Origin of the sequence: Enterococcus sp. AZ170 (assembly GCF_050545135.1) — a bacterium.
Lineage (GTDB): Bacteria > Bacillota > Bacilli > Lactobacillales > Enterococcaceae > Enterococcus_L > Enterococcus_L ureilyticus.
The window spans coordinates 3,450,873-3,474,419 of sequence record NZ_CP172947.1 but is presented as its reverse complement, the minus strand read 5'-3'; the positions used below and the strand labels follow the sequence as shown (position 1 = coordinate 3,474,419).

The 23,547-nt window shown below is 36.3% G+C and carries 19 protein-coding genes; 3 read left to right on the top strand and 16 right to left on the bottom strand.

From position 1 onward, the window contains the following. Positions 1–288 precede the first annotated feature (288 nt). On the top strand, positions 289–495 hold the full coding sequence (locus tag IGJ55_RS16605) for a helix-turn-helix domain-containing protein (protein WP_430606935.1): 207 nt from the start codon (positions 289–291) through the stop codon (positions 493–495). A gap of 73 nt (positions 496–568) precedes the next feature. Here IGJ55_RS16605 and IGJ55_RS16600 read toward each other — a convergent pair whose 3' ends face one another. The 16 genes from IGJ55_RS16600 to IGJ55_RS16525 all read right to left on the bottom strand — a co-directional run bounded on the left by IGJ55_RS16600 (position 569) and on the right by IGJ55_RS16525 (position 21,067). Then, positions 569–1,132 carry a hypothetical protein gene (locus IGJ55_RS16600; protein WP_430606934.1) on the bottom strand — a complete coding sequence of 188 codons (564 nt, stop codon included), beginning with the start codon at positions 1,130–1,132 and terminating at the stop codon, positions 569–571. A 138-nt stretch (positions 1,133–1,270) separates the two neighbouring features. Next, entirely contained in the window at positions 1,271–1,939 is a 669-nt protein-coding gene (locus IGJ55_RS16595; RefSeq protein WP_430606933.1) for a hypothetical protein, read from the bottom strand. A 165-nt stretch (positions 1,940–2,104) separates the two neighbouring features. Further along, entirely contained in the window at positions 2,105–2,764 is a 660-nt protein-coding gene (locus IGJ55_RS16590) for a hypothetical protein (protein ID WP_430606931.1), read from the bottom strand. Positions 2,765–2,932: 168 nt separating this feature from the next. Beyond that, positions 2,933–3,334 carry a DUF6560 family protein gene (locus IGJ55_RS16585; RefSeq protein ID WP_430606929.1) on the bottom strand — a complete coding sequence of 134 codons (402 nt, stop codon included), beginning with the start codon at positions 3,332–3,334 and terminating at the stop codon, positions 2,933–2,935. A gap of 46 nt (positions 3,335–3,380) precedes the next feature. Beyond that, positions 3,381–3,848, bottom strand: a complete 468-nt coding sequence (locus IGJ55_RS16580) for a hypothetical protein (RefSeq protein ID WP_430606927.1) — start codon at positions 3,846–3,848, stop codon at positions 3,381–3,383. A gap of 75 nt (positions 3,849–3,923) precedes the next feature. Continuing rightward, on the bottom strand, positions 3,924–8,801 hold the full coding sequence (locus tag IGJ55_RS16575; RefSeq protein ID WP_430606925.1) for a DUF6531 domain-containing protein: 4,878 nt from the start codon (positions 8,799–8,801) through the stop codon (positions 3,924–3,926). Between the two features lie 26 nt (positions 8,802–8,827). Continuing rightward, the gene (locus IGJ55_RS16570) at positions 8,828–9,127 is read right to left on the bottom strand and encodes a hypothetical protein (protein ID WP_430606924.1); all 300 of its coding nucleotides are present in this window, start codon (positions 9,125–9,127) and stop codon (positions 8,828–8,830) included. Between the two features lie 20 nt (positions 9,128–9,147). After that, entirely contained in the window at positions 9,148–9,432 is a 285-nt protein-coding gene (locus tag IGJ55_RS16565) for a hypothetical protein (protein ID WP_430606921.1), read from the bottom strand. A 16-nt stretch (positions 9,433–9,448) separates the two neighbouring features. After that, on the bottom strand, positions 9,449–9,889 hold the full coding sequence (locus tag IGJ55_RS16560; protein WP_430606920.1) for a hypothetical protein: 441 nt from the start codon (positions 9,887–9,889) through the stop codon (positions 9,449–9,451). A 14-nt stretch (positions 9,890–9,903) separates the two neighbouring features. Next, positions 9,904–14,424 (bottom strand): type VII secretion protein EssC, encoded by a 4,521-nt coding sequence (gene essC / locus IGJ55_RS16555; RefSeq protein ID WP_430606918.1) that lies wholly within the window; start codon positions 14,422–14,424, stop codon positions 9,904–9,906. Then, positions 14,425–15,657, bottom strand: coding sequence for a type VII secretion protein EssB (essB, locus tag IGJ55_RS16550; protein WP_429951523.1), 1,233 nt, complete (start codon positions 15,655–15,657; stop codon positions 14,425–14,427). A gap of 4 nt (positions 15,658–15,661) precedes the next feature. Further along, positions 15,662–15,919 (bottom strand): EsaB/YukD family protein, encoded by a 258-nt coding sequence (locus IGJ55_RS16545; protein ID WP_069640029.1) that lies wholly within the window; start codon positions 15,917–15,919, stop codon positions 15,662–15,664. After that, a complete protein-coding gene (locus IGJ55_RS16540) occupies positions 15,909–16,379 on the bottom strand; it encodes a hypothetical protein (protein ID WP_069640030.1) in 471 nt (156 codons plus the stop codon). Before IGJ55_RS16540 ends, IGJ55_RS16545 begins: the two co-directional genes overlap by 11 nt. Beyond that, positions 16,376–19,729 (bottom strand): type VII secretion protein EsaA, encoded by a 3,354-nt coding sequence (gene esaA / locus IGJ55_RS16535; RefSeq protein WP_430606914.1) that lies wholly within the window; start codon positions 19,727–19,729, stop codon positions 16,376–16,378. Before esaA ends, IGJ55_RS16540 begins: the two co-directional genes overlap by 4 nt. A gap of 71 nt (positions 19,730–19,800) precedes the next feature. Next, on the bottom strand, positions 19,801–20,103 hold the full coding sequence (locus IGJ55_RS16530) for a WXG100 family type VII secretion target (RefSeq protein ID WP_069640032.1): 303 nt from the start codon (positions 20,101–20,103) through the stop codon (positions 19,801–19,803). A gap of 226 nt (positions 20,104–20,329) precedes the next feature. After that, the gene (locus tag IGJ55_RS16525) at positions 20,330–21,067 is read right to left on the bottom strand and encodes a LytR/AlgR family response regulator transcription factor (protein WP_430606910.1); all 738 of its coding nucleotides are present in this window, start codon (positions 21,065–21,067) and stop codon (positions 20,330–20,332) included. A gap of 268 nt (positions 21,068–21,335) precedes the next feature. Between IGJ55_RS16525 and IGJ55_RS16520 the strand changes: the two genes are divergently transcribed. Continuing rightward, positions 21,336–22,037: a GNAT family N-acetyltransferase gene (locus IGJ55_RS16520; RefSeq protein ID WP_430606908.1), complete on the top strand. Its 702-nt coding sequence runs from the start codon at positions 21,336–21,338 to the stop codon at positions 22,035–22,037. A gap of 36 nt (positions 22,038–22,073) precedes the next feature. Then, on the top strand, positions 22,074–23,468 hold the full coding sequence (locus IGJ55_RS16515) for a M24 family metallopeptidase (protein ID WP_207121688.1): 1,395 nt from the start codon (positions 22,074–22,076) through the stop codon (positions 23,466–23,468). Positions 23,469–23,547: the final 79 nt, after the last annotated feature.

Below are 23,547 nucleotides of genomic sequence, written 5' to 3'. Positions count from 1 at the left end.
ATGACATACTCAACTTTCCTAGGGTGGAGTTTTAGTTTAAAAAATTCATTTCTTAATCGTTAAAGCTCTGCTTCTTTTTATTTATAGTCAACTCTCCTTTTTATTCGATAAAAAGAATTTAATGTTCGTATTAATGAATATATGATGCCATAAATAGAATATTCAGTCGATGGTTTTATTTCGTTTTAAGAATTATTTGTTCAATTAAACGAATTTATTGTGTTGACTGTAGAATATCTACACTTTATACTGAGGATATAGTTAGTAGAAAATGGGAGGATAAGGCAAATGCCGATAATTTATAATCGTTTATGGAAGTTATTGATAGATAAAGAAATGACAAAAACACAGTTACGTAAAGAAATTGGGATAGGAACGGCTACATTAGCGAAGCTTTCTGCAAATGAAAAAGTATCGATGGATGTTATTGAGAGGATATGTGTGGCTCTTGATTGTCAGCCAGGGGATATTATGGAGTTTGTTTCTGAGAAATAACATATTTTTTACTAGTATAAGTTTGATAAAATGAGTGTATTATAATCTCGATAGAACAGATTTAATATTGTTCTCAAGAAAAATTTACTGAGATATTGTCCCAGTCTTCTTCTGAATTAACTTTATCTAAACTGATTTCTAAGTCTTTAAAATACCAAATATAAAATACCTTTCCGTTATATTCATAATCGAAAACTTTATCTGCTTCTTTCCCATCAACACTTATTTTTTTTACCTTCGGGTTAATGCTTACACCATAGGAGGGCTGACGTGTAAGTTTATCGTTTGTGTTCCCAACAATGTTTATTTTGATCATTTGCTCAAGCCCAAAATCTTTTTCCATTTTTTTCTGAGCTTTATAGTCAAAATAATTTTCAGATTTTGTTTCTAATAGTATCTTTTTTTCATCTTTATCTTTGTATGAATGGAAAATAAAGTCGTTTTTTACTCTGTAAAATGCATCAACACTATCGCGGTATTCAATTTTTGTGATCCTGTTGGTAGGTTTAACAAGATAATTTGAAGTGATACTGTCAGCATCTTTTCTGCTAGTGTTAGTAAAAATAAAATATCCAGTTAGAAAAATACATAGCAGAATAAAATACTTTATTAAGTCATGAAAATAGAATTTTTTCATGTTTTATATCACTCTCCATAGCTTTAAAAAAACTTATTCTTCCATTTTTTAAGTTATTTTTTCATATAAATGAGTAGGAAACAGTGGAAGCATACCATTAAGTTGTTTCCACTGTTTTTGGAATCTATTACTCAGTGGTTATAACGAATTCATCATTCTTATCATTATTTTTAAATCATTGAAGTAGTAAAAATATAGCTGATCTTTTCCTATTTTGAAAGGAATGATTTCAGTAGGTTTTTGATTGTTCACTTTAATTTTGTTCACTTCTTTTTTAGTGGATAGAGACCATGCGAAATTAGGATGATTTTTCATCGTTTTTGTAGTATAAGAATTGCTGTACAATGATAAAAATGAATCTTGTTCTTCTATAATATTTTTATTTTTGTACACTTGGTTATCTATGAATTCAACTGGCGTTGGTCCATAAGATAATGGGTTTGAATATGTCTTCTTTCCATCCTTTTCTTTGGTTCTAAATCTCAAAACTGCAAAAAATTCACCACCATCATCAGCTTGAAATAATGTTCCATAAAAAATACAACTTTCTTCATCTTCAATTATTTTTATGGTTTTCACTAACTCAAAATCAATAGGTTTACCGTCTGCTAAGGTATTATGTTTTATAGCTTCTGCAAGTGTTGGATAGTACCCTTTAATGTAATCATCTTCGTTGAACTCTTGATCACCTTCTGTAACATGCTCAACTTTAGTTGTATTATTTTCTTCACTATTTCCAAAGTTAATACATCCTTGTAAATTAAGGACACATCCACCTAATAGTAAAAAAGTGAGTATTTTTTTCATAGTTCCCTCCGTATGCTAGGTTGTAGCTCATAGTAGGTATGTTAGAAAATTTGTATAATTCTAGGTTGCAACGGTGTGGAATCACTTTAACTAGTTCTTTGGAGTATTCAAGCAAAAAAGTGTAAATATCTCATTATCGATAAGTACACTTTTTTACTCTATAGGTTAATTTGTTATAGTAAACTCGCCGTTATTTTTTAAATCATCAAAGTAATAAAAATATAGCTGATCTTTCCCTATTTTGAAAGGAATGATTTCAGTAGGTTTTTGATTATTTACTTTAATTTTTTTCACATCTTTTTTAGCTGTTAATGACCAAATGAAGTTAGGATACTTTTCTACACTTTTTATAGCGTAAGGGTCATTATTTATAGGTAAAAACATTTCTTGTTCCTCAACAACACTTTTATTTTTGTACAACGTATTATTAATAAAATCATATGATGGACTATAGGCTAGAGGATTTGAATAATTTTTCTTGCCATCCATTATTTTTAACCTAAATCGCATAACCACAAAGATTTCTTCCCCACCAGGTTGAATTATAGTACCATAAAAGTTACAGCTTTTAGTATCTTCAATAATTTTTATAGTTTGCTTTAGTGTAAAATCAGCTTTTTTTCCATCTGCAAAATTGTTGTGTTTGATTGCCTCGCTAATTGTTGAATAATAATTATTGATGTAGTCATCTTCATTAAAATCTGCATCATGATCGGTGATGCTATTTACTTTGGTTACATTATTATCCTCGTCACCAAAGCTAATACATCCTTGCAAACTAAGGATACACCCTCCTAATAATAGAAAAGTGAGTATTTTTTTCATGGTCCCCTCCTTATGATAAATTGCAAATCATAGCGGATGTAAACTATGGATTTTTGCCAAACATATCTCCTAATTTAAAGAGTAGTTGTGAAAGAGCTGCTCCAGCTGGTCCAATTAAGAAATCATCAAGAACCACTATACTCGTTGAATCATTTACTATAATAGATCTTATTTTTCAATAGGTATGTTTTTTAGTTTCAAAGTTTTTATTAATTTAGAGTAATTTACAACTTTAGGATCAATAGTCATAATTTTTTTCCCGTTTGAAAATAATTTTAATTCTTTTTGTAATCCTATTTCTCCTCGATCAATTTCGCTAAAAAGAAATTGATGACTTCTTTTAAATATAAATCGAGTTTTTATAGTTTCTTCGGTTACATAAACTCGCCAACTATTTGCCCAGATGGATCCTAAAAGACCAATTAAAAAGAAAATTAAAGCTAAAGAAAAATGACCAACAGTAGCATTTTTGAATATGCTAAAAAGTACAAACAAACCTATTCCTGTAGCTATACATATTTTTAGCATTTTTTTAAAAGCGTTGGGAATTTCTAATTCATAATTATTCATAGTAGTCCCTTCTCACCATTAATAAAATACATGATTTGAACAATATTTAAGATTGTTTAATTAAGGTGGCATATTTTGAATGAGGTAAATATTCTAATTTTAATTGATCACCAATTTTGATGTTCTTTAGCGAATAAAAGTGTAGCTGTATAATTTCTCCAGTTTCTGAATCTTTTATATTCACTGATTTTGGAAATGCTCTATTTCCTGCATATCCATTGCTCGTAGCATTTCCAATAATGGTAGAGTATTTTCCAGTAACAATTACTGGGATATCCAATATTGCTGGGAAAATAAAATAAAATAACATAAATATTAAAGCTGAACCGACAATTATTTTTGCAGTTAGATCGAATTTTTTTTCATACTTCTTCATAAAATCTTGTTTTGAAGCAGCAGCATTCTCATATTTAATTAATCTTTCACCAACAATAAGCTTTCTTCCAAATGTAAAACTAAAAAAAATGAAGAGTAAAACTATTGAGTAAATTAGTATCAAAAAAAATCTGTTCATCTTATCTTTTCTCCCTTGCATACTTCTTTTATTTACTGGAAAAATAAGTATACATTAACTAAGTTGTTAATGTAGCTAGTCTAAACAACTTGATGCACTAATAATAGGGGTAATATTAAACCATTCTTTTATTTTATCTGCCATTGCATTTGCAGTCATACCTGCAAAAAATCCAGGACCAAATTCATCAAATAAATCTTCCATAAATTTTTGGAAAAGTTTATTCTCTAAAAGACTATTATCAAATTTTGCTCCTTCTTTTAAAAGTTTATCAATGAATGATTTTCCTCCACTACCTCCAGAAATCCAATCATCAATTTTATCCCACTTAGGAATATATTTTCCTACAACACCGCCAATACCTCCGCTAACTAAAGTGTCTACAGCTATTTTACCCACAGAACGGTCATTAGTTCCAGTTAATTTCTCTAGGCCTTCTCCTACTAAAGTTGAAGTACTTGCTCCAATAGCAGCTCCTGCCACAGGTCCAAGGTATATAGAGCTAACACCACCAGCGGCACCACCAACGGCTGCACCAACATAAGATTCTACACTCGATAATTCAAAATTCCCAGTTACTACACCAGCTACCACATCACTTACTCCTTGAGAAACTACTCCGACCACTGCTCCAACACCTGCAGCAATTGCATCATCTAACCCAAACCACAACCCACTTTTGTCTGTTTTGTTTGTAGGGGTATTCATGGAGTACGAGTAAGGATTTATACTTTCGGGTATAGTTAGAATACCCAAAACTGGATCCCAAGATACAAAACGTCCTTGCTTCTGATCATAATATCTAGCTTGCGCATAATTCATTCCACTAACTTCATCTTGTTGATACCCAGTAAAACCAAAAGGTTGATTAGTTGGTGTATTGAATAGACTCTGTCCAAATTCATCGTAGGCATATTCTTCAAGAGACTGTCCAGTATTTGTTAACTGACGTAACGGGCTGCCTAAATCATCTAACAAGAAGTATTCTTCTTCATTCTTTGCCAACAATTCATTATCCCATAAATACAGTTCTTTGTCTTCATTCACTTTTCGTTCTAATAGATTGTTATATGGTTTTGTTAAATCTAAAATATACTGAATCTGTTTTAATGGTTCATTGACTTTTTCAACTGTTTGACCTGTTCGATTTCTCAAACCGTTATATTGATAGGTTGCTTTGTCACCTGATGCAGTGGTCACTTGTGACATCATATTTGTCGCATCAAAGGTAAATGATTTAGTAACTTGATTGTTAATCAATTCTTCTACAAGGTTTCCGCGTTGATCATAGTTAAATTGTTTAGTTGCTTGTGGTGTATTTTGTTTGATTAGCTGATTCAAGGCATTGTATTGATAGGTTGTTGAACCAGTTGATTCTTGTTTACTTGTACGGTTGCCAAACGCATCATAGGTGTATTGACGTAAGACTTCTTGGTCTTTTGATACATGTGTCAAACGTTGTAAGGCATCGTATTGATACTGATAGTGTCCGCTGTCTTCAGTCAAACCTTGACGTTGTTTTTCAACCACTTGTTTATTGCCTGTTTTATCATAGTGGTACTGATATTTTTCCAGAATTTCTTGCTCTTTTTGATGAATCAAGGCACTCAGTTGATAAGCAGGCGTGTATTCATAGTGTGTTGTCACTTGATTTGGTAAAGATTTTTCAATCAAGCGTCCTTGGGTATCATAGTGATAACGATAAACCTGATCTCCAGTGTGCAGTTCGGTTAGTTTATTGGATGGATTGTAAACATATTGTACTTCTTTGCCATCTGGATAAACTAATTTTGTTCGATTGTTTTGCCCGTCCCAACTGTATTTCGTCACTTGTTGATCTGGCGTTTGAACTTCTTCCACACGTCCTAAAGCATCTAATGTCATTTGAGTGGTGCCTAACCAGTCTTTCACCGCTTCCAATTTACGTAAAGGATTATACTGCATGATGACTTCTTTACCATCGGAATAGTTCAATTTTTGAACTTGTCCTGTTTGGTTATAGTCTAAAACTGTTTGATAGCCATCTTTGTCTGTTTTCTTAATTAATCGATTATTTTCGTCATAGCCATAGTATTCTTGGTTGCCTAAAGCATCTGTGACAGAGGTCACGTTTCCTAGTAGATCGTATTGATACTGTGTCACACGATTTTGTTCAGACACTTCTTCTAGTTCGGCATCAATCAATCCGTATTGTTGAATGGTGGTTAGGTTGCCCACCGTATCATAATCATAGTGGGTTTCATTGCCTAACGCATCTTTGACGAGAGTAAGATTCCCTGTCGGAGAATAATCGTATTCCGTAATGGCTCCCGCTTCATCTTGATACAACACAATTCGATCGGCAGCGTCATAAGAGAACTTCCGAGAGTTGCCTAATGGATTGGTAATCGCTGTGACACGATCTAAGGTATCGTAGGTATAGGTGATTTTACTTTCTTCACCTGTCCATTTTTCAATGACGTTGTTATTCAAGTCATACACATATTGTTCTGTTTCACCGGCAGGGTAGGTGACTTGTTTTAAGTTGCCACCAGGATAATACGCATAAGACGTGATCCCACCGTTTGCGTCCGTAACGGTTTCTACTTGTCCAAGTGAGGTATAAGAAAAAGTGATTTCATTTTCTAAGGCATCTGTTTGGCGGACTAATTGTCCCAACAAGTCGTATTCAAAGGTTGTTGTATGGTTTAAGGCATCGGTGATTGTTGCGACTTTTCCTAGCTTGTTATAGGTATAACGAGTGGTCGCACCATCGGCTTCAACCATCTTTGTCCGTCGGTTTAAGGCATCATACGCAAACGTTGTCTCTTCACCTTTAGGAGAGCGAATACTGGTCACATTTTGATTTTCATCATAGTCATAGTGAACGCTGTGTCCTTTGGCGTTAACGACTTGGCTTAATTGGTTGTATTGATTGTATAAGTAAGCAGTTTCTGCGCCGTTTGGTTCTTTAATTTTGGAGATATTCCACATCAAATCATAATCCATCTCCGTCACGTGTCCAGATTGATTCGTGATAGCTGAAACTTTTCCTAACTCATTGTATTCTTGTGTGATGGTTGTCCCATCGAAGTCTTTAACGGCTGTCACTTTATTGATTTCATTGTACGTATATTCGCGTGTATTGCCTTCATCATTTGTAACTTTCGTCAAATTACCTTCTGAATCATACTCAAATTTCGTTACGGCACCCGTTGGATTCGTGGTTTCAATGACTTGATTTTGGTTGTCGTATACATAGTGAGTAGTTCCTTGATTTGGGTATTGGATACTTGCTAGGTTGCCACGTTCGTCATAAGTAAAGAGCATCAGACTACCGTCGGGTTGTTTTACACTGACTGGTCGATTTTGTTCATCATAGGTCGTTTCAGATGAGCAGTTTAAAGGATTTTCTACTTTCAATAAGTTGCCGTTTTCATAGGTAAAGGTATATTCGCCACCGTTTGGTTGTTTCATATAGATTGGGTGGTTCTGTTCATCATATTTTATTGTGGTCACTTCGCCTAATGGATTGGTGACATTGATTAGATTTCCTTGTTCGTCATAGCTATATTGTGTTTTATTGCCTTTTCTGTCGGTTACAGAAGTAGGTTTATTCTGTTCATTGTAGGTGGTGATTTCCTCACCGTTCGGATAAACGACTTTCGTATTTCGGTAGTGTTTATCTCGATAGTAGGTGACTTTTAATCCGTTTTGTTCGGTTACAACGATTGTTTTGGCTTCATCATCGTACTCATAGGTCATGACACCACCATCTGGGAAGGTTTGTTTGGTAATTCTTGAGAGATAGTCGTATTCATTTTTGACTAATTCAATTCTTCTTGGATTGGTCGTTGTTGTGAGTTTGCCATTTTCATAGCCGTAACGGACGATCGCTTTATTTGGTAATGTCACTTCGGTCAAACAATCATCTACGTAGGAGAAGCTTACTTTCCGTTTGGCTTGATCTTTGATACTAGTGAGTAACCCATTGTCATCATAACGGAAACGAATGAAGCCACTAGGACTTTCTACTTTTTTCAATCGTTGCTCTGAATTGTAGGAGAAGCGAATTTTTTGTCCAGATTCTGACTGTTTAGTCACTAGTTGACCCTTGGTATTAAAGTGATAATGGGTTTGGTCTTCTGTAATTAGCTGATAGCCTGTTTCTTCTTTTATCACAATGTGGCTAGGGAAGAGAGAAGAGTGGTAGTTGTTTTCTTCTAAGGATTCATAAAAAACAACATGACCATCTTCCATCATAATTTTCAGTTCGTCTGTTTCTTCGGTCACACAGACTTCAAACGGATGGACCCAATTTTTTCCTAAAGCCCCTTGGTACTCGTCCATTGCGTTATACGTACGGGTGAAACTCAAAGGCACGTCGCCTTGAATGATTAAATCTTCTTTGTCTGCGCTGAAGTTTCCAGTTGTCAGGTTGACTGGATCTTTACTGTATCTGGCACTGGTTACTTTTAAGCCTTTAGACGTTTCAGATACTCGTTTTAGAGTCTTGTCTACATTTGACATAGACATGCCGTTTTTTAAGCGCATTTTGGATAAGGATTTTTTAAAGGCATCAACGCTTTGGGCAGTGAAGCCGCCATTGATAAACGATTGGTATTCTTTAAATAGACTAGCGAGTTCATTGGCAGCGCTAGTTAGTTCAGAAACATTACTAGCCGCAGCTCTGTCTAAAGTTGGTAAATCATTTTGAAGCTTTTCAACATCCCGTTGTAATTTTTGTAGTAAATCCTGAAATTTATTTTTCTCTAATTTAAAGCTGCTGGTAGCACCAGATAAACGCCCACTTTTGGCTTCTGAGGGAACCTGAGATTCTAATGAACGAACAGTCGATACTTTAGATTCCATTTCGTGACTGAATTGTTCTGCTGTTTTGAAGAGTGATTCATATTGTGTTTTTAATTCGACAATAGCCGATAAAAGAAACACGCGATCTTTTCCTACACCCATTTTTTCTCCTCCAATTTCTTTTTTTATTAAGAAATAGCTTTATCCATACTATTTGAAATATTGCGATCTTGCTCCTCATAAGTATCAACAGCACTTAACAGGGCTTGGCACATCTCTCTGAAAAAACCTTCTGATGCAATAATAATTTGTTCTTCTGCTTTGAATTGCTGTTTGATCTCCGTGACAAATGCTCCTTCTGACTCATTAAGTAAAGAAGATAGTTGAGAGACTGCGCTCTTAGCTGAAGATAAACTAGAGTTGATTTGGTTTTCTATATGACTGATTTCACTTCTTGCTTGTCCGTAATTTATATCTACTTTTCCCATTTTTATTCCTCCTAGTTTAATTAGCAGCTAGTATCCACATTCATGATAACTGCTTCATAATCTTTGATTACATTCTCTGTTTGGTTGAATAGCTCTGTTAACCTAGAAACTACATCGGAGTTAACACCGTCCATTAAACCTTGAATTTTTGGTGTTAGATTATCTGTGTTTAAAGAGCCTGAACTTAGTTGATTTGTCAATTCAATCACTTTTTTATAAGAATCGATGATTTCATGATGGCTTCTTTTTAAATCTGATGTAGTTTGCTCAAATTCATGATTAATTACTGCTATTTTTCCACTCATATTCTCACTCCTTGATTTAAATGCTGGCTATCTGAGCCATAATATTGGTTAAAATATCTTGTTGTGTATCTTGATAGGTATTTAATTCTCTTATTTGATCATCAATGCCTTCTACAACTTTTCTCACTTTTTTTATATTCTCATCCATTGCTTTGATTCCTTTGGGCAGTTGAGAGGCTTGCTTTTCAGCAATAACCCCTTCAAATACCTTAGGAACTCTTACTTGTGACACAATTTGACTAGATAGAGCAGAACTTTTTTTCTGCTCTATCTGAGAAATTGCTTGATCGAATTCACTTTTTTTGGAGCGGAAGCTAGAAACAAGGTTATTAGCTTTAGAGATTTTCCCTCTGACTTTCTCAGCTTTTATTTGAAGTTCTTGACGGCGTCTATTTTTTTCAGCTTGTTCTGCTGCTTTTTTCGCTTGTTCATGTGCTTTTTCTTTACTATCGCTCATTTTAATCCTCCTTTTTATAATGACAAGGATACTTTGATTTTTTCAGCATAATCATTTTCAATAAAGTATCCTTCAGTATCATCCGGTGTTGGATCTCTGTAACCGATGTTTGAGGCTTTCAGTTGACCTTGGTCACCAACTTTCCCAAGTACAAGACCTTTGTCCACTTTTTTGAGTAATTTGCTTACTTCATCATAGCCGCTTACAGCATTGAAGAGTGATCCGTAAAGCAAGTAAATACCCATCTGAGCACCATTTTGTAAGATTTTGGTAAATAGTTTTTCGACATCGGCATTCATATCTGCTAAGAAATAGGAAATATTTGGAATAACAATCACCATTGGCTTGATGGTAGTGAGGTACTCTTTAAGGTTTCTTACTTCTCCATCTTCTTTCATATCATCAAAATCGTCTTCTCTATCTTCCATCAGTTCTATAATTTCTTGACAAATAGGTAAGAAGTCCTCTTTATTTGAGCTATAACGTTTGGCACTGGCTCCAAGATTCATAAAGTTTTCCTCCTGATCATCTAAGATGACATACTCATATTTACCAGTCATGTTAAGGAATTGCTGGATGCTGCTTAGACTGCTAATAATACGTTCATATTTAGGAGCAAAGACAGCTAACTGCTGATAGGCATCTAATGATTTTGCTACAGGTTCAACGGTGTCATAGTTTAAGCCCATTGGTAATAACCCATCAGATACTAATTGCTGTGCTTGTTTCATTTGTCTGAATTCTTCAAAGTAAAGCACTTCTGGCACCATCGGAATCGGCTCAGGTCTAGCCCCAGTCCAGTGTTGATCCATCTGGCTCACTTCTTCTTGAATCGCTTCAATAATTTGTAACGTATCTTCACCATCTGATGGAAGGGCAGTCTGGAATAATTCAGGTTCTTCCAACTTGATCAACCCACGACCAGGCAAGTCATCGATGGTCAATGTTGTTCGTCCAACGATTGCTCTAGGCTCACTATCATCGATCATTTTTAATACGACTTGTGTTTTGATATTACTTGAAAGAGTCGCTCTCATTGAATTTTGTCTACCTGCAGATAGGAGTAAATGAATCCCAATTCCGGCACCTTCACGAGCGACCTGAGTAATAACCTTCTCAAGAATCTCTTCAAACTTGGCACCTTTCATTCCTTCAAATCCATCTAACAGAATAAGGATAATCGGTTCTTCTTTCCCACTAGCTCGTTCATACATATCCAAACTAGCCACAGAAAACTCACTCAACAACTTCTTACGGCGTTTCAATTCATCATTGATCCGTCTCGCAAACTTCTCGATTTTCTCTTCTTCATCAATACTCATCGTATCTGCCACATGCGGTAATTTCTTCAACGGCAACAATCCATTCGTCCCAAAATCAAGCAAGTAAACATTCAATCGCTCAGGACTATGCACTCTCGCCAAATCCATCACAACCGTCTGCATAAACGTACTCTTACCATACCCAGGACTACTAAACACGGTCATATGACCTTCTTGCGTCATATTCAAACGCAACGTATTCTGTGCCTGCATACTCGGCACATCCACCACACCCAAAACAGGTTCAAGCGGCTGTTTCTCTGTTAACCATTCTTCTCTAAAGTCCACAGGATGAAGAGTAGAAGAAGCAATTCGTTCTTCCAACGGCGGTAACCAAGGTCTCGGTAGTGGTGTGATATTTTCACGTTCCGCCACTTCATGAATCCCATCAATAATGGCATCCAACTCAGTTGGAATCTGTTTCACATCATCCGCATTTTCGAGTCCACTTAAATCTTCACTCAAAATCTCATACTGACCAAGATCGTTAACCAAGTAAATCGTATGATCTTCAATCTGTTGGTCATCTTTCTCAGGCTGATAATCCGCTCCACTCCAAGCACTTTGGAACAATTCATAAATCTCATTATTCCCCACTTGCAAGTAGGCACGCCCAGCTTGCGTGATTTCTGCCGCATCTGGTGTTTTCAACATTTCCATCGAATCGGCTTTATCCGCCACTTTCAACGCTAATTTAAATTTCGAGTTACTCCAAATTTGATCATTTACTACACCACTTGGTTTTTGTGTCGCAAGGATCAAGTGAATTCCCAATGAACGCCCAATACGAGCCGTGGAAACAAGTTCCTTCATAAATTCAGGCTGTTCTGATTTTAACTCGGCGAACTCATCTGAAATTAAGAAAAGGTGAGGCATCGGCTCTTCAACATCGCCACTTTTATATAATTTTTGATACTGATTGATATGATTCACGTTATTCTCCGAGAAAAGGCGCTGACGGCGTTTTAGCTCGGCATTGATGGAGATTAAGGCACGCATACTTTGAGCGCCATCTAAGTTGGTAATACTCCCTAATAAGTGGGGTAGGTTACGGAACAAGTTCGCCATACCTCCACCTTTGTAGTCAATCAGTAGGAAAGCCACATCATAAGGATGGAAATTCACGGCTAAACTCAAAATATAACTCTGTACGATTTCCGATTTACCAGAACCTGTTGTCCCAGCGACTAACCCATGCGGTCCGTGGGCTTTTTCATGTAAGTTCAAGTAGACAATATCGTCTTTTCCACGTAAACCAAGCGGCACAGCTAAGGTTTTATGTGGGGAATGTTCGGCCCAACGTTGCGTGACATTAAATTCATCAAATTTCTCGATGCCGTACATTTCTAGGAACGTCACCGCTTCAGGAATACTTGATTTCAAGTTCTGTAAATGATTCAATGGCGCGAGCAGTCTTGGCAATTGTTCTTTATTAAATTCAGCAGGGAAGTGATCCAATTGGAATGGTGTATTCTTCAATTTGCCTTCTTCTAATAAAAGAACCCCAGTATTACGGTCACGGATATCGATAACGGTTTTGATATTATCCGATAAACTACTCATCACATCTTCCACGAAAATCACGCTACAACCAAGTTCACTCGGATCTTCATTGAAGAATTCCATAATGACATGATCCAAAATTAGCTTCTCATCAGTAATCATCACCACATAGTGAGGGGAGAAGATTGTGCTATCCCGGCTATTGCGGTTTTCTTCCATGGAATTTTTACGGTTTTTCAAAATTTGATTCAAACTATTCAAGACTTGGTCACGGCTCCGTTGGTTATAGACAAACCCACGCACATTCACATCTTGCATCGTTGCATGAGGCAACCAACGCATCCATTCCCATTGGTCTTTTTCGGCTTCTGGGAAAATCGAGATAAATTGTAAATCATGGTAGCTATGGAAGACAGATAATTGATTGACTAATAAATGAAGCTGTTCTAGCACTAAGTTTCTAGGGCCAATATACCCAACAGGTCCATTGACTAAATTGGCTACGATCGGCATATCCTCAAGCTCTAAGCTCTTCGTATAAAGCTCATACCCACTTTTTTCTAAATCATCGGTTTCTTTCCCACGTTCTTTGTTTGAGTAGGTAATATCACTTGACGATTGCAGGGTTCCTAACCCTAAACGGTAGAAGAGAAAGTCAAAGTGTAGTGCTGTTTTTTCATAAATTCTTGGGCTGTAAGTTTTGGTCATCTCCAATAGTTCTGAAACGTTTGGATAGTGATACAATTGCCCTTGTTTTTGTTCTTGATTTAATTGGTGTAATTCTACTGACTTGTCGACTAAATATTTTTTATAGCTCACTTCACGATCGATCAAGCTTTGTTTGTGTTCTTTTTTTGTTTTAAAGTAATTCGTGATCGAGAAGATAATCGTGATCAAGGTCGTTGCGGCACTGGCTAAAACGAATAAACCATTTGGTCTGAAAAAGGCCATTGCCACCGTTACCATCAACATGACGATTGGTGGTAAAATCGTTTTGATCAGTTGATCTTGTTGTTTATTGTTCGGTTCACTTGGGGCATTGATCGTAATTTTTTCCTCTGGTTCACGGTAAATGATCCGCGGTGAACGATGGAAATCTGGGTAATCTTCATAGACATCGTAACGCGATGTGTAAATTTCACAGAGGTCTGATTTGATGATCGTGCCTTCTGTGGCATGGATTTCATGAGTAAAGACTTTCAATGTATGGTGTAGGAAAGACAGCTCGTCTCCTTTGCCAAGTAAATAGTCTGTCCCAGTAAAGAGTTGATTATTGATCATCAACTCGCCAGATAAGACGGTCAACAACCATTGATCTTCTTGTTTTTTCAAAATAGCTGAAATCGTTTTGGTCACATCGTCTTTCGGTAATTCCAGCGTAGCGCCTTTATCAGTACTTAAAATCAGTTCTTTTTTATCTAATAGGTCAAATACATGCATCTTCGTGACAGGTGCTAAAATGATTGTGACTTGTTGCTCATCAGATAGTGAAAGGGTAAGGGGCGAGTCTAGTGATAAGACCTGTTCTTGACCTTGGTGTGTCAAGATCCACTCCTCTTTCATTTCGATCGTTAATTCGTCTACTTCTGTTAGTAAAGGTAGGTGAAGAGAGGCTTGATTGTCTGAACCGATCCGTTGTACTTTTTCTTCATCAAGGGGTAGCTGATAGCGATAGCCTTGAAGGTAAAGGATGGCTTGTGTCTGTGTCATCTAGTTTCCCTCCTGAGCAGTCGATCCTTGTGTTTGTTCCGCTTGCGCTGCAGCATTCACACTTTCGTCACGTTTTTCTTTGTATTTTTTATAGTCGGCTTCTAATTTACCGATGGTTTCTTCTTTTTCAGTTCCAGACATTTTCGTGTCTTTTCGAACTTGTTCGATTTTTTGCGTAATGCCGTATAAAATCAAATCAGAATCTTCTAAGTTTTTCGCTACGTCTAAGGCTTCATCCAGATTCCCACGACCATTTTCGATCCAGTAATCTAAATAATTTTCATCAGAACGTAGTGTTACGTTATTTAAGATGACTTTTTTCTGTTGTTCTTGTAAAGCTTCCCCTTGAATGAAGCTAAAGGCTAGCTCATATTTTTGAGTAAATGGAATGCTGGTTGTTTTAACAGGTTCCAATGTTGTGATAACAGCTTCGTAGTCATTTTTCAAGAAGGCTGTATCTGTGTTTTGCATCCGATCTAAGAACGGTAAACGGAAAAAGAGTAAATAGACTAATGGGATCACCAAGATAGCAGATAACACAGTCATCCAAATCGATAATTGTTTCATCACTTGGAATTTTGTTTTGCTGACTTTTTTGGTTGTTTTTGCTGTGTGTTCCATCGTTTGGTCATACATTTGAACGAGGTATTCTCTGATGTCTTCAAAGCTTTCTTTCTTCAAGATCGTTTGGATAAATTCAGAGCCTTTTTTGATTTCTAATTGTCCTTCATAAAGCTTAGTAAAATCGTCTTTCTTTTCAAATAACGCAATGATCAAGCTTTTGTATTGTCGTAATAATAAGTCATTGCTCGTCACTGTTGGCGGCATTTTTCCTTCTAGACCGCGGTAGGCGATTTTGGGCTGTAAGTTGTAGTCAAACAGCAGGTTTTCCGGGTGGATAAAGAAGGTGAGTGGTAAGTCTAATAGTTGCTCAACCGCAGCCATATTGGTCATGGCGCGTAGCTTATCTTCTTTTGATCCTGCTTTTAATTCGTTGAAGGTAATGCGTTCTTTTGGCAAATCATAGGTAAATGTTACAGCGTCTTCTTCCCAATGGATGCTTGTATCCATTAATAGTGGGTGAGCGACTTTAAGTAAGGCTAAATCCTTTTCTTCGTTGACTTGAACTTCTGATTTTCTTAACGCAAGTTGCCAGTTTTCGATTGTTTTCTTAAATTCATACGTATGTTTTTCAATAATGATTGCGACCATCGTTTCTTTCATTGCTTCCATTTATTTACTCTCCCAACACTTCAATTATGTCTCCGTCTGTAATCGGATAATCTTTTAATTTTTTCTCTTCATCTAGAAGAATTCCTTTATTCAATACTTTGATTTGGTATTTTTGGACATTTTTTTCTTTTCCAAAGATTTGATTTAATTCTCGAATGAATCGAAAAACGGTAATGTTATTCGGGATTCTTAAATCGACCATTTTTTCTTTATTTTTCTGATACAACAACGTTACGTTGATGTGTTCTGTATTATCCGCCATGAGTTTGTCCTCTTTTTCTGTTGTGATACAAAAGTAAGGTAACGACTGTCACTAATGCTAATCCTAAAATTAAAGGAAACAAAGCAGGGGGAGAAGAAACGGTGGAGACCGTTTCTTCTTTTTTCACCGCTGCTTGGTTCTGTTCAGTTCCTGCAAATAGTTGTGTCGCATCTAGTTCTTTTACTTTTGTTGCTTTTGTTAGGAAGAGCTTAGACATGTCTTCTTGTTTTTGTTTTTCTTCTAGTGCTTTTGCATCGCTTGTTTTTTGGATCATTTCTGCTTCGAACAGGCGATCTTCTGCGACGAAGCTTTTGGTTTTGCCATCGTCGACTTGTTCTTTATTCAAGCGATCTGTTTGTAATTCTAAGTTGTTATCAAGTAATGTTTCTTCTGCGTTAGCCGTAACAGAAAAAGAAATGAGACTGATTCCTAGTAAAAATAAGGACATTCGCTTTTTCATTTTGAGGCCACTTCCTTCGCTTTACGTCTCGGTTTCCAAATAAAAATATTGAATACGATCAATGCTGCGATCGCTAGTAGATATAAAATGATCTGAATAATATTCAAGGCGTTATTTGCCAAGATATCTGCTAGGTTATTTTCACCGATCGACAATGGATTGATGGAGCGAATAAGATCGACCATCGGGTTATTGCCTTTGGTTTTTCCAATGGCGTTGGTGACAAAGACATAGCTGATAAATAGGAAAAGACTTAAGGCAAAGCCTGCGATATGGAATTGCTTCAACGCATAGTGATTCAATAATGAGAAAATCAGCATAAAGAGTACGATCATCATGCCCCAAACGATTTGGGATTCTTTCACGATTCCTAATTCACTGATACTTAACAGACTTAAAATCAAGCCAATGCCGATAGCACTTAAACTGAGTAGCATTGTTTCCAGCAGGTTGTCTTTGAGCCAGAGTTTTTCTCGTTTGAATTTATTCTTGACTTTTCTTGCGACAGGTTGCGTAGCAAAGAGGTAAGCGATAAATAAGCTCAACGTGTACATGATCAAGATCCAAGTGAAAGGTTCGTTGACCTCGGTTGTTTTGATGGTTGCTTCCGCTTTTCCGTTCACTGGATTGGCGATAAATTGTAGTAAGGTATTGTTTGGTACGCCGTCTTTATGAGCGTTGTTCAGCACTTTGATAAAGGCTGAAACGAAATCATTGTTGTTGGCTAATTCTTTGTTTAAATTGTCCATGATCACATCGGCATTAGCAGATAGATCTTCCCCATTTTTTTGTGCGGTTTGGACTTCTTTGTCGAAAGATGTGAAGACCGATTTAACGCTTTCGGCTTCTTTAACATTCATATCAGATGCTTCTTTCAGCATTTCAGCTTGTTGTTTGATCGTTTTAAGCATCGAGTCGATTGCAGATATCTCTGTGTCTGTGGCAGCATTATCCGCTTCAACTTTCAGGTTAGATGCTGTGGCTTCGGACATATTCTTTTGCCAGTCGGCGATTTGAGCTAAATGATTTTGGACATTTTCGTTTAGACTCATAGTATTGCCTTGAATATCTTGAAGCTTTTCACCAATGCGACCAGATTGACGATCGATATCGTCGGCTTGGCGACGTAGTGTTTCAAGCTTGGCATATTGGTCTTTGTAATGACCTGTCGCGAAGGTTCCGTTAAGGACTTGTTTGAACATTTCCGTCATGTTCATGTCCAATAAGTTGTTGAAGACATCGAATGGGTATTTATCGAAGTCTTTTAGTTCTGCGTTGACTGTTTGATACAATTCGATTGTTTTTCCTAATTGTTCTGTATATTTTCTTTGAGCCCTTTGGTAATTGGGTGTTAAAAAGGCAGATAGATCGGTTGTCTGCTTCCAAGTAACTACATATGTGCCTGCCACTGCTCTAGCTGTATACGTGTCAACTTGAGGTGTATCTTTTGGCGTAACTGCCTCAGTTGATTGTGCTGACTGACTTGTTTCTTCAGTAGAAGTACTCTCAGTAGTTTGGTTTTCTTGGGACTCAGGCTCTGTTTCGTCGGTCGTTACATCAACAGTTGGTAGTGCTCGTGTAACTGGTGCATTTCCATCATTATCTGGATGAAGCACTTTTACCACTGAAATTGGGATTGTAGGTGCACCGTTAGTCTCTTCAAAATCAGCTGCAAAGGTGTACTTAAAGTCCATGTAAGAACTAGTAATTGGAATCTCTTCACCAGCAGGATCAACTTGGTCGGTACCATTATTATAAGTAAGAGATGCAATTTCAGAAGGAATTTCACCAAAAATAATCTTTCCATCCGTTTTATAGTTTTCTGTTTGGATTCTGAACGAATGGGGGTTTTCAATAGCATCTTCTCTTTCCTTAATCAAATTATCATAGGTTGTTCTCAACTTCTCATGATATTGACTTTTACTGACTGTTTCACTATCGACTTTCCATTCCAATTCTTCGATTTTAGGATTATCAGGATATTTATCATTGGTATCGCGAATTTTTTGATTGATTTTTTCTATAGTAGCCAACATGCCAGAGTTTCCATACATAGATGTTCGAATGTCATCAATAGCAGGGTTTTCAGTATATGGAAAATGACCATATAAAAAGACTTCATTGAACTGATTAATATCTCGGGTATCTTGTTTAAAAGGTAGACTGTCCAAACGCTCTTGCATCTTCAGCAGGTAATTATCATTAAATTTAGTAACATCTGAGAGTTGACCAGAATCGTAATCCATTTTTTTAAGGACATCTCTAAACGTCACTTCATCTGGAGTAGTGACTCTAAATTGGTTGAAGAACTCTTCACTATAAGTATCAAAATACTCATTCTGAATAGCGGTCAATTCATCAATCTGCTTTTCAACATCTGCTTTAGAAGCAAGTAGTTGTTCATTCAATGCATTCATCTGCTCGATATAACGGCCATTTCCATCATCTGAGGCAATGAAATCATCCTGTAATGATTGATTCAAGCTTTCTAGTGTGCTGTATAATTTGTTTGTTTCAGAACTTAACACACTGTCATCCATTGAGGTCAAAATCTTAACAAACTCTTCGTAAGTCAATTTTCCATCAGCCCGTTGCTGTAATAACTGTTCTAGCAAAGTAGAAAAATCTTGATGGCTACTTACGAGAGACTCAGGATTTTTAATAAATTCAGTTAATGTATTTGTCAACAAGTCATTTGCTTGTAGGGCACTTTGAGACTGTGAGGTAATACCTGGTAAATAGTCTTTAAAATTAATCGTCGGTTGGTAAAGAATGTCTTGAAACTTCCCAACGGAATCTGTTTGATTTGTATACACTTTTTCAATATTTTGTTGTGCCGTATACAAATTATCAATGATACTCACCACATATAAATCCACAAGCTGTTGGTTCAAATCATTGACGATTTTTCGGCCAACACTTCTTGATTCATTTTCTAAAGTAGCATTACCATTCGCATTGATTTTGTAATTGACTTGAACTTTTTCAGGTGCTTCGCTGTCTAATTCTAAAAGCTTGCTTGAGAAATTACTTGGAATCGTAACAAGTAGGTTATAAGTGCCAGTTTTTAAACCATTCTCGGCAATTCCTCGACTCACTGTGAACCAGTTGTATGTCGCATCTTTTTCGATTTTCTTTACGTAATCTGCGCCTAGGTTATAGTCTATGTTATTTTTGTTAATCCCGTTATCTTCATTTACTAACGCAATATTCAACCGCATATCTTGATCTTCTTTCGCTTTATTCGCAGAGATATCGGTAAAATCGCGATTCATAAATATCAGCATAATAAGTAAAATTACAACCATCCAAACAGATTTCAACATATAATATAGTTTTTTACTGTTCATTTATCATTCTCCTAAACAAAAGAGGAACAGCGAGGAGCAAGTGCCCTCCCTATTCCTCAGTTATGTGTTTCTTATAGACCTCTTCCGATTGCTGAAGAGATATTTTGATCTGTTTCTTCTACAATAGTAGCAACTTCGTTCAATTGTTTGTTGATTTGATCTAATAACTCAGCGAACTCGCTTACTTTTGGTTTTAAAGCAGTGAATTGATCGTTAAAGCTATCAAAACCGCTACCTTCCCAGTTTCCCTGAATCGTATCTTGTTCAGATTGTAATTTTTGTAAAATATCTTGAACTTGTTGCGAACCGTCCGTATATTTTGTTGCAGAAGTTCTAAGTTCTTGTGGGGATAATTTAATTCTATCGCCTGCCATTTTTCATTCCTCCAAATTGTTATTTTAGAGAGCACTATTTGTGCCCGCTAGTTACCTAAACGTTACCATAAAAAGAGGCTGTAAAATACTTAATGTAATAAGTTGCGTGTTTTAGGTAAAAAATAACAAGGGTAATAGAATTATAATTTACCTTTAAGGAAATTTTTTAGATTTCTGTGGTTTTTATAGTTATCTAGAAGTCTGAAAAATAAAAAAAGCCTATACATTATAGACTTTTTCTAGCTTTTAGGAACGTTGCATAGGATACTTTTAACTCCTCTTTAAATGTTCTGCTCATTGGTAAGGAAAGGTTATTTTCTTGTTGTAGACCATCTTCAAATTGTTTAACGAAGATTTCATTTTTCGCGATTTCAACAATATAGGTCAAATTCACCACATAGCTGCCATGGATTCGAGCAAATAAATGTTTATCTAATTTAGCGATGATTTCGGCCATCGTTAAATACGTCTTATAGATTCGTTCCGTCGTGTGAATGTATGCGACACGTCCACTTTTTGCGATATAGACAATTTCATTCATCGGCAATACAACAAGTTTTCGATTAAATGAAAACTCAAAATAAGCATGAATCGCATTAAAATAATTCCTTGCTCGATCCATGGTTTCCAATAAACAAGCACTTGAAATTGGCTTCACTAAATAATCAAAAGCTTGCACTTTGAACACATCTGGCATCCGTTTAATATCATCTGATACAAAAATGATCAATGCTTCTACATCAAAGGCTCGTATTTGTTGGGCTAACGCAACACTATCTGTTTCAGTCATTTCAATAGAGATAAAGTATATATTATAACTTGTCCCGATTTCGTTGAGGTGTCGTATCAACTTTTCACCGTTACTAAAAAAATCAAATTCGTATTGCTGAGAAGTGTGCAGATGGATTATCTTCTCAATGTTTCCTATTTCTTTCTGGTTATTATCACACAATGCAATCTTCAATCGCTCATCTCCCCTTGAGTATAAGATTAAAAATGTATGTTTATAAAGTATTTATCACTTTTCAGTTGCTTTATTTTGGTCAATTACAATTGTAGCATATTTTTTTTACAGAAATTCTCAAAAATTGTACGAAAAGCGGTGTTTTTAGAGAATTTGTTATAATCTTTATCAATAAATAAAAATGTTAATTGATTTTTAAGAAGGCTATTCCTATATATGAAGCGTTTTTTTTGTTAAACTAACATAGAGTGACGAGGGGGGAGATGAAATGGAAATACGTTACAATTCAGATGGGCAACCAATTGGCTATTCTGTAACGAATTGGTCAAAAAGAGAGTACCCAACAAAAGCTATACTAGAGGGAACCTATTGTGATTTAGAAAAAATAGATCCTAAGCAGCATCTCGAAGATTTATATCAAGTTTATGGTCCAACGAGTCCAGCTAAGAACTGGACATATTTACCAATGGAGCCATTTGAAGATAAAGCTGAATTTTTTACTTATTTAGAGTCAATTAGTCGATCACAAGATCCATTTCATTATGCGATTATTGATAAGTTTAATAGAAAAGCCATAGGCACGTTGGCTTTGATGCGAACAAATAGAGAGCAAGGGACGATCGAAGTAGGATATGTTATCTATTCTGATCAATTGAAACAAACGCGGATCGCTACAGAGGCCCAATATCTTTTAGCTTGTTATGCGCTAGATGAGCTAGGCTATCGACGTTATGAATGGAAATGTGATGCCTTGAATGACCCTTCCAGAGAAGCTGCCACACGTTTAGGGTTTGTCTTTGAAGGAATTTTCCGTAATGCTGTGGTTTATAAAGATCGAAACAGAGATACGGCATGGTTTTCTATCATTGATAGTGAATGGACACAAACGAAATCCCGTCTAGAATCATGGTTAGCTCCTAGCAATTTTACGGCTGATGGCCAGCAAAAAAAGCGCCTGAAAGAATGTTAAACACAAAAATAGTGTATTTGAAAGGAAATGAATCAAATGAAAAAAATAGAAATTCAATTAGCAAAGATTCCTAAGCCTGCCATTTTTCCGGATGTTGCACCAACCTTTTTAACGGATGAAACAATGGCTGAAAGAAAGCATAAGCTTTTGGAAAATATGAAGTCAGAAGATTTTGATGCCTTAGTGGTCTACGCGGACAAAGAGCATGGCGGGAATTTTGAATATTTAACTGGATTTATTCCTCGTTTTGAAGAAGGACTGCTTGTTTTGGATGTTACTGGAGCATGCACACTACTATTAGGCAATGAAAATCTCAAAATGGCAAAAGTTTCACGGATCGACAATCAATTAGTCCACTATCCGTTGTTTTCTTTGCCGAATCAACCGATGGATAACGAAGTGAGTTTGGAAAATATTTTTGAAACGATTGGCTTATCGAAAAAGAACAAGATCGGCGTCGTCGGCTGGAAAATGTTTACCGCAACGCAATCAGCTAATGATACACTATTTGATTTGCCTTATTTTATTGTTCAAGCTCTTTTAGCAAGTAAGAGGGAGGAGGCAGTTCTTAAAAACGCAGCGCATTTATTTATTCGAGGAGATAAAGGAGTTCGGATAACAAATAATGTAAACGAACTTGCTCATTATGAATATGGGGCAAATCTATCATCCAGTGCCGTATTAAACGCAATGGATGCCGTTGAAATCGGTGTAACTGAAGCTGTTTTAGGGAATAAATTAACAGCGGAAGGACAAACGAATACAGTTGTGACAATTGCTGCAACAGGGCAACGATTTGAATATGCCAATATCTATCCCACACACAAACAAGTGACATTAGGCGATCCACTATCTCTGACAACCGCCTTCAAAGGTGGCTTGTCTAGCCGTACTGGATTTGTTGTAGAAAATGCAACACAACTCCCAGCAACACAAAAAGAATACGTAGAAAAGGTAGCAAAGCCATACTATCAAGCAATTACAGCTTGGTTGGAAACCATCAAGATCGGTATGTCTGGAAACGAACTTTATCAAACAATTGAAACAGTCTTTCCAAAAGCGGATTATCACTGGCACTTGAATCCTGGACATTTAGTGGCAGATGAAGAGTGGATGTCGTCACCGATTTATGCTGGTTCGGAGGAAAAATTGAAAAGCGGTATGATTTTACAGCTAGATATTATTCCTTCTGTGTCAGGCTTCACTGGAGTAAGTGCTGAAGAATGCGTGGCTTTAGCAGATTCGGATCTACAAAACCAAATCAAAGAAAACTATCCAGAATTGTGGCAACGAATCACGATCAGAAAAAAATATATCAAAGAAACCTTAAACATCGATCTAAGTGAAGATATTATCCCGATGTCTAATACAGTAGGCTATTTACGGCCATTTTATTTAGCAAAAGATCAAGCGTTTCAATGTGTTAAATAGCAAAAATAAGGATCAACCTGTCATTTGACGTATTGATCCTTATTTTATTTTGAAAAATCCATTGTTACACGTGAAACAT